The organism is Myxococcus sp. CA040A (assembly GCF_013336725.1).
GTDB lineage: Bacteria > Myxococcota > Myxococcia > Myxococcales > Myxococcaceae > Myxococcus > Myxococcus llanfairpwllgwyngyllgogerychwyrndrobwllllantysiliogogogochensis.
Genome location: NZ_JABUMR010000025.1, coordinates 16,587 through 28,313 on the forward strand (window position 1 = coordinate 16,587; position 11,727 = coordinate 28,313).

General features: G+C 68.9%; 10 protein-coding genes. 9 read left to right on the forward strand and 1 reads right to left on the reverse strand.

Annotated features, from left to right (window positions below):
* Positions 1 to 370: 370 nt before the first annotated feature.
* Both HUA75_RS45735 and HUA75_RS45740 read left to right on the forward strand, forming a co-directional pair.
* Positions 371 to 1,201: a hypothetical protein gene (locus HUA75_RS45735; protein WP_246137042.1), complete on the forward strand. Its 831-nt coding sequence runs from the start codon at positions 371 to 373 to the stop codon at positions 1,199 to 1,201.
* A 225-nt stretch (positions 1,202 to 1,426) separates the two neighbouring features.
* Positions 1,427 to 3,058, forward strand: coding sequence for a peptide-N4-asparagine amidase (locus HUA75_RS45740; RefSeq protein WP_174490090.1), 1,632 nt, complete (start codon positions 1,427 to 1,429; stop codon positions 3,056 to 3,058).
* Between the two features lie 55 nt (positions 3,059 to 3,113).
* Here HUA75_RS45740 and HUA75_RS45745 read toward each other — a convergent pair whose 3' ends face one another.
* A complete protein-coding gene (locus HUA75_RS45745) occupies positions 3,114 to 4,523 on the reverse strand; it encodes a hypothetical protein (protein WP_174490091.1) in 1,410 nt (469 codons plus the stop codon).
* A gap of 117 nt (positions 4,524 to 4,640) precedes the next feature.
* Here HUA75_RS45745 and hflX point away from each other — a divergent pair, with 117 nt between their 5' ends.
* The 7 genes from hflX (at position 4,641) to HUA75_RS45780 (ending at position 11,604) form a co-directional block, all read left to right on the forward strand.
* A complete protein-coding gene (gene hflX, locus HUA75_RS45750) occupies positions 4,641 to 6,176 on the forward strand; it encodes a GTPase HflX (RefSeq protein ID WP_141641553.1) in 1,536 nt (511 codons plus the stop codon).
* A 372-nt stretch (positions 6,177 to 6,548) separates the two neighbouring features.
* Complete coding sequence (locus HUA75_RS45755) at positions 6,549 to 7,748, forward strand: zinc-binding dehydrogenase (RefSeq protein ID WP_174458002.1); 1,200 nt, start codon at positions 6,549 to 6,551, stop codon at positions 7,746 to 7,748.
* Positions 7,745 to 8,536: a DapH/DapD/GlmU-related protein gene (locus tag HUA75_RS48175; RefSeq protein ID WP_174490092.1), complete on the forward strand. Its 792-nt coding sequence runs from the start codon at positions 7,745 to 7,747 to the stop codon at positions 8,534 to 8,536. Before HUA75_RS45755 ends, HUA75_RS48175 begins: the two co-directional genes overlap by 4 nt.
* Positions 8,533 to 9,591 carry a 3-oxoacyl-ACP synthase III family protein gene (locus HUA75_RS45765; RefSeq protein ID WP_174490093.1) on the forward strand — a complete coding sequence of 353 codons (1,059 nt, stop codon included), beginning with the start codon at positions 8,533 to 8,535 and terminating at the stop codon, positions 9,589 to 9,591. Before HUA75_RS48175 ends, HUA75_RS45765 begins: the two co-directional genes overlap by 4 nt.
* Before the next feature lie 17 nt (positions 9,592 to 9,608).
* Positions 9,609 to 9,845: an acyl carrier protein gene (locus tag HUA75_RS45770; RefSeq protein WP_174490094.1), complete on the forward strand. Its 237-nt coding sequence runs from the start codon at positions 9,609 to 9,611 to the stop codon at positions 9,843 to 9,845.
* A complete protein-coding gene (locus HUA75_RS45775; protein ID WP_174490095.1) occupies positions 9,842 to 10,597 on the forward strand; it encodes an SDR family NAD(P)-dependent oxidoreductase in 756 nt (251 codons plus the stop codon). Before HUA75_RS45770 ends, HUA75_RS45775 begins: the two co-directional genes overlap by 4 nt.
* Positions 10,594 to 11,604: a 3-oxoacyl-ACP synthase III family protein gene (locus HUA75_RS45780; protein ID WP_174479035.1), complete on the forward strand. Its 1,011-nt coding sequence runs from the start codon at positions 10,594 to 10,596 to the stop codon at positions 11,602 to 11,604. Before HUA75_RS45775 ends, HUA75_RS45780 begins: the two co-directional genes overlap by 4 nt.
* Positions 11,605 to 11,727 lie beyond the last annotated feature (123 nt).

An 11,727-nucleotide genomic window follows, 5' to 3' on the forward strand; every position in this document is an offset into this window, starting at 1 on the left:
GGTCGGAGTTCTCCGGGGCTTGCGTGGACGCCGAGTCGCCCCGCGTGCGCCGGGTCATGACTCGGTGCGAAGGGCCCTTCGAGGGTGTGGCCGTGCGCCCCGAGGGACGGCGACGTCGGGTGGGCTTGCCTCGACGTTCTGGCATGGGTTCTCTCCCGCTCCACACGTGGAGGCGTGACATTTCGCGGTGAGTCTCAAAGATAGGAAGGCCCCGCGGAGAGGCAGGGCCCGAGGCCCTCCTGTTCGAGAGGCCATGCCTGCGTCCGCCCGCGTCCCACGAGGCACCCAGACCCACCGGTCAGGGCGGACGACCCCGAGGATGACAGGTCGCGAGACGTCCCCAGGTTTGGGCCACGAGGGAGAGTCAACCGTGGCGAAATGGAATCCGTGGAAACGGGACGCGGAGAGGTCCGGCGCGAAGAAAGCCCGACGGGACGCGCCTTCGGGGAAGATCGGACGCCCGACGGGTGAGGTGACGCGCGAAGACACCCGCCACGTGCTCGCCGTGGCGGGCGCCGATGAAGGGCCTATCGAGACCACTCCTGACGTGCTGCTCGACGTGCCGACGGTGAAGGTGGACGAGATATCACTCGACGTGGAGAGACTGCACGCGCGGGTGGCCCTGCACGCGGAGCTCGCCAATCTGGTGAAGCTGGACGTAGGCGCGGAGGTGGACATCGACCGGGTGGCCTTGACCATCAAGGGCGTGGAGGCGCAGGCCCTGCTGAAGGTCCGGCTCCAGCGCGTCTATGAGATCCTGAATCGCGCCCTGCAGACGGTGGACAACAACCCGGAGCTGCTCGCAAGCCTTCTGCGCCCGGTAGGCCACGCAATCTCGGAGGTGGGAGAGGCCACCCACGAAACGCTTCGGCCCGGAGGCGCCATCTCCGAGGCGGTTCACGACGTCGGCGATGTCGCCAAGGGGGCCACTGGACCCGGAGGCGCGCTGACACGCGTCTTGGGAGACGTGGGTGGCACCGTGAAGGGCACGCTCGCTCCCGGCGGTGCGGTGGACGAAACGTTGAAGGGGACCCTGGGCCAGGACGGGGTGGTGGCGGGCGCCGGTCGCACGCTCGACCGGGCGCTGCAAGACGGCAAGCAGCGCCCCTCGAAGCGCAAGACACCCCGACACAAGCGCGGCCCTTCGAGCGGAGCGAAGAAGAAGCGTGTGGCCAACAAGGCGCGTCAACCGAAGCGCTGAGAAGCGCGACTCGCGCGTGGAAGTTGATGACCCGAGCCGCGCGGCCATGGCCCTGATGACAGCGGCCCTGCTCGGAAAGCCCCTCGCCGGACGCGGGGGCCCGGGTGCCCTCGGCGCTCCGCGAGTGTCCGACACCGGGGCGGGTTCGCACCGGAAGCTCGCGCATTGCCCACGGCACCGGCGAGGCCTAGTCTCCACGGACTAACCGCCTACCAAGGAAAAGCCGTGCGTCCTTTCCCCGGAGCATTCGCCGCGGCAGTCCTCGCCCTCGGCGCGGCGCTGCCCGCGCTGGCCGTCGAGCCGCCCCCTGAGTTCGGTACGGATTGGGATGACCCTCGCACGGCCGTCCCCACGGTGGAGCGGCCGGCGACGGCGTCGTGCACCGTCCGAATCGTCGACGAGAAGTTCGACGACTTCACGCCCTTCACCGGCACCTTCACGCCGCCCGCGGATTGCCCGGGGCCGTGGCACAAGGTAGTGCTGCGCATGGAGGGCAAGGTCCAGGGCGTCCAGTACGACCGCCTGGGCCACCTGGAGGTGGGAGGCGTCACCCTGTTCAAGACATCCACGCCCGAGCCGTCTCGCGAGGGAATCGCGTGGTCGGTGGAGAAGGATGTCACCGCCTACGCGCCGCTGCTGCGCCAGTCCCAGCCCGTGTGGATGCTGATTGGCAACGTGGTCAACGACACGTACACGGGCGTGCTGGACGTGCAGGTGTACCTGACGTTCTACCCGGCGCAGGGACGGCGGTTGCCCCCGGCCAGCACCGCCAGCGACGTGCTTCCGCTCGTCAACCCGCGCCGGGAGGGAAGCGCGCTGGTGGGCGAGGTGACGGTGCCCCAGAACACCACGCGGCTCATCGCGGAGGTCTACGCGACGGGCTCGGGCGGTGGCTGCGAGGAGTTCTGGTACATCACCGCGCCCACCGTCGTGCCGTACTCGTGCCCCGCCGACGCGGGCCCGTACCGCGAGGTGCGGATTGAAGTGGATGGAAAGGTGGCGGGCATCGCCATGCCCTTCCCGCATGTGTACACGGGCGGCTGGTCCAACCCGTTCCTCTGGTACGTGCTGCCGGCGCCGCGCGCCTTCAACATCCGCCCCATCGCGTATGACCTCACCCCCTTCGTGGGCCTGCTGACGGACGGCAAGCCGCACCAACTCCGGGTGAGCGTGCTGGGGGTCCCCGAGGGACGCCCCGGGTGGGACTTGCCCACCAACGTCCTCGTCTGGCGGGATTCGCACGCCGCGCGCGTCACGGGCGGACTGCTCCAGCACTCGCTGGGGGCGCTGACGAATGACTCGACGTACGCGCTGGTGGACGGCTGGCACCAGGTGGACACGCAAGGCGGCCAGCACCTGCGCGTGTCTGGTTACGTGAAGACCTCGCGCGGCTGGGAGCTGACGACGGTCGAGCAGAAGGTGTCCAACGCGAGCATGCACCGCTGGCTGGGCGACATGGAGAACCCGGACGAGCTCACCGCCACGTGGAATGACACCAACACCGTCACCGTCGTGGGTCGCGACCTCTTTCCGACGGTGAGCCGCTCCGACAAGCGCTTCGTGCTCGACGGGCTCATCAGCGTGACGCCCGAGAACCGGCTCACCACGACCATCACCATGAACGACGCGGAGGACGCGTTCGACCTCCGAGGTCTCCAGACGCTGGCGCACCGCGAGAGCAGTGACGTCTTCACCGGAGAGGCCGCGTACACGCTGGGCGTCCCCCGGGCGCAGCGCAACGCGGTGGGGACCTCCACGCATCGCTACCGGGTGAGCGGGTTCCCCGGCGACTGCTACGACCGGAGCATCTCCAGCCGCAACGGCTTCATCACCGAGGACGTCCAGCGCTGCGATTGAGCCGTCCTCCAGCAGTGTCGCTCGGGACGGGACGCCCCTGGAGCCTGGGGGCGTCTCACCCTGGCTCGTGCGGTGTTTGAATCCGCGTCCGCTGGACCCAGGCGCGGGCCTTCTCGAGTTCGGCGTCGAACCAGCTGTCCGCGTTGGCGGCCATCACCTCCTCATGGGTGAAGCCGATCTCCGCGGTGGCGGGAGGCGGTTGCTGGCGTCCCCACCGCGCGGCGATGGCTCGGGCCCATGGGGACTGGCTCCGTGCGAGCGCGAGCTGGAGGTACTTGGAATCTCCCGCGTCCGACGCGGCGCGCTCCTGGAGGGCCGCGCTCAACTCCCGCTGAGTCCACGGTGTGTCCAGGACACAGAGGACGGTGGCGATTCGCATCCGGCAATAGGGCACGGAGGAGCGCAACGCGCGCCGCACCAACTCCAGGGCGTGTTCAGGCGCATGCTCCAGGGCCAGGAGCGCGAAGTCTCCGTCGAAGGGATTGCCTCCGTAGCCCTTCACCTTGTCCACCCGAGCGAAAGCGAGCACCGCCGCGAGCACCCTCTCCCGCTCGAACTGACGGCGAAGCAGGTAGCTGGCGGCGGCATGGAGTGAATAGGGGTGATGCTCTTCCGGGGACAAGCGCTGGAGCAGCGCGAACACCGCGGGGCCTCCCGCGACGCCCGGCAGCGTGTCCAACCGCTCAATCGCATCTCCCATCGCCGAGGAGATGGGGCCGGAGAGGACTCGCGCGCAAGCCTGGACGAACGCGTCGGGAGGCAAGAGTTCCTGAAGCGCGGCCAGGGCATCACCCGCCGAGGTGGGGGCGGTCGTCCGCGCCAGGAGCCACTGCTTGCGTGCCTCCCGTGCCTCCCGCGCCCTCGCCGCGAACGTGCTGTCCTCCAGCGCCTCGAAGTCTCCGAGCAGGACGAAGCTCTGCTCGCGTGCCTGCCGCGAGCCGAGGTCCAGGGTTTCGGCTGCCTCGGCCAGGGCCTCCAGCTCCGGCGGGAGCCGGAAGACATGCTCACTGGTCGGGTGCCGCAGGAGCCCCTGGTTCTGGAGTTCCCGGATGGCGCTCACCACCAGGTCGCGGCCCGGAAGCAGGGCCATGAGACGGACCTCGGGAACCCCTGGCGCGGAGAGGGAGTGGAGGCGGGTCGCGAAGAAGTAGGGGTCGATGGTGGTCCCCTCGTCTCCGTGGAAATCGACGTCCAGGATTTCGCCAGCGCTGGAGAGGCAACAGCCGCGTCCATGGAAGTCGTACGTCCAGCCCTCGAGACCCGGGACGTCCCCATCCTCTTCGCCTTCGTCCCACTTCGGGGTGAGTCGCTCTTCGATGATACGGACGAGCCAGCGCTGACGGACGAGCTGGCGCATGAGGCAGACGAGGAGCCACGCGGAGGCTGGGCGAAAGGCAGGCGACTCGTCATCGCTCGCGGGCGCACGGCTCAGCAGGTCGCCAACCGTCTGGATGAGGTCTCTCATGGCATTTGTCGGACGGAGGTCGCCAGTCGCCTGCTCCCCCAGGCGACAGTCGCCTGGAACCGGGGAGGCAGGCCAGCTTTACCCCACCTGGGGCCTCACCGTGTTACGAGCATGCCCATGTCGAAGACCCCGCCAGTTGTTCGCCCCCGTGCCGTCCTCGTGGGCGTCCAGTTTCCCAGCGTGACGGACACGGAGCACGCCGCGGACCTCGCGGAGCTCAAGAGGCTGGTGCACACCCTGGGCTACGACGCCGTGGCGACGGTGTCCCAGCGCCGAGGGGCGCTGGCCACGGGGACGGTGCTCGGCAAGGGGAAGCTCAAGGACCTGGCCGCGCTCACCGGAGGGCCGGGAGTCATCACCTCGGGCGCCCGGGACCGGACCTCCAAGGCCCGAGCGAAGTGGGAGGCCGCCGAGGAGGACTCCGAGGCCGAGGAGACCTCCGAGGAAGGCACCGAGGCGACCGACTCCGAGTCGGAGGACACCGAGGCCGAGGACTCCGAGACGGAGGGCACTGAGACCGAGGGCACCGAGTCGGAGGACACCGAGGCCGAGGACTCCGAGACGGACGACTCCGAGGCCGAGGACGTCGACGAGGATGACGACGCCTCCGAGCCCGAGGAAGACGTCAGCGGGCCGCGCCCCACGGTGGTGGTCGTCGACCACGAGCTGTCGCCGAGCCAGTTGCGCAATCTGGAGAAGGCCACCGGCGCCCAGGTGATGGACCGCACGGGCGTGATTGTCGACATCTTCCACCGGCACGCGCGCAGCCACGAGGCGCGCATGCAGGTCGAGATTGCCCGGCTCACCTACCTCGCGCCCCGGTTGCGGGAGTCCTCGGGAGGCCGGGAGCGGCAGCAGGGGCGTGGCGCCGGAGACTCCGCCGTGGAGCTCGACCGGCGGAAGATCCGGGATCGCCTCGCGGAGCTGCGCGCGGGGCTCGCAGTCATCCAGAAGGAGCAGGACCATCGCAGGTATGCCCGCAGGGAGCAGCTCCGGGTGGCGCTCGTCGGCTACACCAACGCGGGCAAGTCCTCCCTGATGCGCGCCCTTACCGGGAGCGAGGTCCTGGTCGCCGACCAGCTCTTCGCCACGCTGGACACCACGGTGCGCGCGCTGCATCCAGAGACCCGTCCTCGCGTGCTCGTCTCCGACACGGTGGGTTTCATCCAGAAGCTGCCACACGACCTCGTGGCGTCCTTCCGCTCCACGCTGGATGAGGCGCTGGAAGCGTCGCTGCTGCTCTACGTGGTGGATGCATCGGACCCGACCTGGAAATTGCAGTTGGAGGTCACCCGGTCCGTGCTGCGGGAGATTGGCGCGCACACCGTGCCGAGCAAGCTCCTGCTGAACAAGACCGACCGGCTGGACCAGGCGGCGCAGGATGCACTGCGCGCGGAGCATCCGGAGGCCGTGCTGCTCTCGGCCCATCGGCCGGACGACGTGGCGAAGCTCCGCCAGGTCATCATCCAGTTCTTCGAGGCGTCGATGGTGGAAGCCCACCTGGTGATTCCGTACGCCAGTCAGGGACGCATCGGCGAGGTGTACGAGCACACCACGGTGCTCAACGAGGAGTACGACGAGCACGGCCGGAAGCTCCGCGTGCGCGGTCTCCCCGCGGCGATCGCCAGACTCACGCAAGCATTCCAGGCGTGACGCTGGCGATGACCTGTCGCCGGTGACAGTCAGCGGTGACTGTCACTGGCAACGGTCCCAAGCGCCTGGCGCAAGCCACGCCCGCCCCCAGCCCCGTCGCGGCCGATGAGCGCCGCGCACAACCCGCTGAGCAGGCCCTCGTCACGACCCGTCGGTTCCCCTGCCTCCCGTCGCTCCGTGAGCACGTCATCGGGGTGGCATCCGACGCCCCACCTGCGTTTTCTCCGCGCGGCGACATTCCCCACGACAACGGGGACTCGCGGCAGGAAGAGGCGCACCCCGGGCATTCTTGAGGCATGAATCAGGATTCAACATCATCCCTCCACTTCGACGCGCTCGGCGACTCTCCCCCGGCGCATCACTGGAGCGGTCATGCAAGAGGCGCAGGCCTGGGTCCTTCATCGCGGAGAGAAGCAGCGGGACGGCAAGAGCGTCCCGGGTGAGCTGGTCCAGGAGTCCTTCATCATCCCGGACCTCGGTCCCGAGCACGTGCTCGCCGAGCCCCTCTATGGCTGCTGGGAGGGAAACATGGGGCACGCCCTCCAGCGCGTGCCCGTGGACATCTGTCGGCTGCGTCGGGAAGACAAGGTCGTCATCGGCAACGCGGGCGTCGTGCGCGTCCTTGAGACCGGCAGCGCCGTCACGCGGGTCCGCCCGGGAGACCTCTGCCTCGTGTTCTGCAACGCGGAGCAGGACGAGCACGGCTACCCGGTCAAGGTGCTCGCCTACGACGCCAGCCACACCATGGGCCTGCTGGCCCGGAAGACGCGGCTCCCCGAGCGCGTGCTCGTCCCCATTCCTCGCGACACCCGTCACTCGCTGAAGCAGTGGGCCGCGTTCTCCCTGCGCTACATCACCGCCTGGTCCAACTGGCGACTCGCCTATGGCTGCTGGCGCCTGCAGGTCAGCGAGTCGGACTGCCCCGCGCCCTTCGTCGTCGGCTGGGGCGGCGGCGTCTCCTATGCGCAGCTCCGACTGGCCCGGTACGCCGGGTGCCGGGTGGCCATGGTCGCCTCCCAGGACGAGCGCCTGCGACACCTCGCCTCCGTGGACATCATCCCCATCGACCGGCGCGAGTTCCCCGACCTGATGCTGGACCCGGCCCTCTTCGCTTCGGATTCCGGCTACCGCCAGCGCTACACCCAGTCGGAGAAGCGCTTCCTCGCGAAGGTGAAGGAGGCGGGACGTGGCCAGGATGTCTCCATCTTCCTCGACCACATCGGCGCGCCCCTCTTCCAGGCCACGCTGAAGGCGCTCGGCCGCCAGGGCGTGATTGCCACCGCGGGCTGGAAGCTCGGCGCGGAGCTCATCGACCTCTCGCGCTCCACCGAGTGCACCAAGAGGCACCAGCACATCCACACCCACTACGCGCGCTACTCGGAGGCCGTGGCGGCGGTGGGCTTCGCGGAGGAGATGGGCTGGCTCCCTCCTGTGGACGGCGAGCGCGTCTACACCTGGGAGGAGATTCCCCAGCTCGCGCGTGACGTCGAGGAGGCCCGCGTCGCTTCCTACTTCCCCCTCTTCCAGGTCAACCCCGAAGCGCCGAGCCCCGTCCACCAGGAGGCCGCGTGACCCAGGACGCGACGGACGCGCTCGCCACCGCGAGGCAGCGGTTCAAGCACCAGTCCCGCGCCTTCGGCCTCGCGCGAGTGCTCCTCGTGGACCTCATCACGATGGCATTCGCCCTGCCGCCGGGCCTCGTGGCGTGGTGGTCATGTCTGCTCTTCCTGCGCTGGAGCTGGAACAGGCCCGGGTTCGCCGCGTGGGCGCTGCTCGCGCCCGGAGTCCTCGCGGGAGTCTTCCTGGCGACGTGCTGGCTCATGCGCCTGTGCATCCCTCGCATGCGGCCGGGCACCTACGCGATGGAGCTGTCCCGGGACTACCTCGCCTGGTACTCGGTCCTCTGTCTGGGGCACGCGGTGCGCATCTGCGGACTCCAGCCGTTCTTCTTCACGTTCTACGTCACCAAGTATCTGTACTGGCGGGCCATGGGGGCCCGCATCGCGTACGGGGTGAACTCGTCCCTCTTCGCCATCCTCGCGGACTACCCGCTGCTCACCATCGGCAAGGGCTGCACGATGGGCGCGAATGTCTTCGTCCTCGGGCACGTGTTCCTCGGCGACAAGGTGCAGTTGGGCGAGGTGAACATCGGTGACAACGTGTTCCTCGGAGCCGGCGCCATGGTGGGGCCCCGGACGACCATCGGCGCGAGGAGCTGGATTGGCATCAACAACAAGCTCTTGAAGGACACGCTGCCGGAGGACTCTCGTCTCGAGAACTTCGAGTGGGAGCACTTCAACCCGGCCCGTGCGCAGGTGACGCCGGCCCCCCAGGCTCCCGCCGAAGCGAGCGCGCCATGAAGGTGCTGGAGCCACGCCTGGGCATCCAGGTGCTGGGCCATGGCCGTTCGTGGCCTGGAACGCGGACCGTGTCCAACGCGGAGCTGCTCGCCCGGGACACCGAGCAACAGGGCCGCTCCGCCCAGACGCTGGAGGCGCTCGGCCGGAAGCTGCGAGCGCGACTGGGCTTCGGCCAGAGATACCTCGCGAGACTGCCCGGAGCGCTCCTGGGAGAACCGCCCCTCGCCCCAGGAGACGAGGAGACCAGCGAGTCCCTCGCGCTGACGGCGACCCGTCGCGCACTGGGTGGCCATGGCGGCGCCGACATCGAAGCGCTGATTCATGGCACCACCACGACGAGCCGCTACACGGGCTCGCAGGCCGCGGCCATCCTGGGACGGCTCGACAGTCATGCCGCGGCCTATGAGCTCAAGGCGGGGTGCTCCACGTCCCTGGCCAGCCTGCATCTCGCGATGGCCTTGCTGGGCAGCGGCTACGACAACGTGATGGTGAGCTGCGCGGAGACGCTCTCCAAGGTGATGAACCCGGCCCTCAAGGAGACCTGGTTCATCCTCGCGGATGGGGGCGCGGCCCTGTGGCTTCGCCGTGAGCCGACCTCGCCCGACTTCGAGGTTCGCCAGTGCCTCTACGCCACCGACGGAACGCTGGTGGACCTGTACACGACGCCGGGGAGACTGCCTCCCGACAGGAACGTCCTGGAGCAGGGGGGCTACGCGATGGCGGGAGATGGCACCCGGCTTCGCGAGGAGGCGCTGCGACGCTACCTGGAGATGCTCCGCGCGATGTTCCCTGGCGGCCAGGGCCTGGCGCGAGTCCGCTGGGTGGTGGCCCACCAAATCAACCGCAAGCTCATCGAGCAGGTCTGCGCGGAAGGAGGACTCCAGGCCCGCCTCGTCTGGAGCGCGGACCGCGTCGGCAACATCGGCGGCGCCTCCGTCCTCTTCTCGCTGTCGGAGGCGCTGGAGCAGGGACTGTTCGCGCCGGGGGACTCGGTGCTGCTGATGAGCGTGGGCGGAGGACTGTCCTTCGCCATGCAGCACTGGGTGAAGCAGTGAACCGGCGGAGCCCCGACATGGACCTGCTCGAACGCATCAAGAAGGCCCTGCGCATCGCCGGCATGGAGGAGCTTCCCTCGGGCACCTCCGAGCCCCTGGCCGCGTACGGAATGGACAGCTTGCTGATGGTGCTCGGCGTCGCGGCGCTGGAGAAGGAACTGTCGCTGCGCATCTCCGGGCGGGACTTCTCCGAGCAGGCGTTCCACAGCCTCGACTCCCTGACCGCGTGGCTGCGAAAGCTGGGCGCCACATGAGGGTCCTCATCACGGGAGGCGGCTCCGACATCGGACGCTCCATCGCTCGACGACGGCTCGCCCTGGGTGACGAGGTGTTCGTGACGGCGTCCTCGGAAGCCTCGCTGGAGAAGCTGCGGGCGCGGTATCGAGACGACGGGCTGAAGGCCCAGGGGCTGGTGCTGGACCTCACCGCGCCCGGACGCAGCGACGCGGCTCTGGAGGGACTGCTCGCCCAGGGCCTCCAGGGACTGGTGCTGAATGCCTGGACTCGGCGCCCTCCCCTGCACCGCTTCCATGAACTTCCCCAGGCGGCGCTCGAAGAGGATGTCACCGCGAACCTGATGGGCAACGTCTGGCTGCTGCGCCGCCTGTTGCCGTCCATGGTCGAAGCCCGCTGGGGCCGCATCGTCTTCATCTCCAGCATCTCCACCGTCAGCGGCACGGGGCGCTATGGCGCGTACATCCTGTGCAAGTCCGCGCTGGAGGGGCTGATGCGCAACCTCGCGGTGGACTACGGCGCGTTCAACGTCCTGAGCAACACCGTGCGGCTGGGGCTCTTCAAGACGACGCGGACGAAGAAGTACTGGTCCAGGCCCCTCTACGTGGAGCGGATGGGCGGCGTCATCCCGCAGGGGGGGCTGGGTGAGCCCGAGCACGTCGGCGAAGCGCTCGACTCCCTGTTGTCCGCGCACCAGTACATCAACGGCGCGGTGCTGGATGTCACCGGGGGCCTCCCCATGTTCCGATTGGAAGGAGTGTTGAAGCCATGAGCTTCTTGAAGCCCACCGCACCGGTGTACCTGCTCGGGCCCCGCTCGTGGCTGCCCGCGAAGGTGATGACCAATCAGGACGTACTCGACTGGATGGGGACTCGGGCGCGTCCCAGTTGGATTACCCACAGGACCGGCGTCGAGAAGCGGCACTGGGTGGAGCCGGAGCAGGCGTGCAGCGACATCGCGGCGGCGGCGGCCCTGCGGCTGCTGGAGGACTGCGCCATCGACCGACGGCGAATCTCCCAGCTCCTGCTGGCCACCGTGTCGGGTGACTTCCCCACCCCGCCGACCTCGCCACTGGTCCTCCCCAAGCTGGGACTGGATGGCATTGGCGTGCTGGACCTGGTGGCCGCCTGCGCGGGCTTCACCAGCGCCGTCCATGTGGGAGCAGGACTCGCGCTGGCCACGGGGAGCGACCATCTGGTCATCGCCGCGGACATCCGCTCCAAGTTCCTCAACCGCGAGGACCTGGCGACCACGGCCCTGTTCGGTGACGGGGCCGCCAGTTGTCTGGTGACCCCGCGCCCCGAGCAGGCCGACTATCAACTCGTGGCGAGCGAGCTGGGTGCGGACGCGTCCATGGCGGACATCATCGCCATCCGTGCCGGAGGCTCCCGCCTTCCCCACCACCTGAACGATGACCCGACCAAGGTCTTCCTGAAGATGGAGCACGGGGCCACGCTGTTCATGAAGGGTGTGGACAACATGTCGGCGGGCGCGGCGTCACTGCTGCGGCGGCTGGGTATGAGCGTGGCCGACGTGGACTGGTTCGTCCCCCATCAGGCCAACCTGCACCTCATCCGGGCCATCACCGACAAGCTGGGGGCGGACCCCGCGAAGGTGGTGGAGACGGTCCAGTTCACAGGCAACACGTCGGGAGCCAGCGTGGGCATCGCGCTCGCGCACCTCCAGGAGAAGCTCCCACTGCGCTCAGGGCAGAGCGTCCTGCTCATCTCCGCGGGTGCGGGAGGCGCGTCCGCCTGCGCGCTGCTCAAGCGCCTCTAAACCAGAGTTCGTGATTCTCGAACGGCCTCAGACGGCACGCCTGAGGTCGGCTCGGCGCAGGGATGGACTGGCAGAGCGTTGGGCGTTGCGAGCAGCGAGGTAGGCATGCACCCGCACCATGAG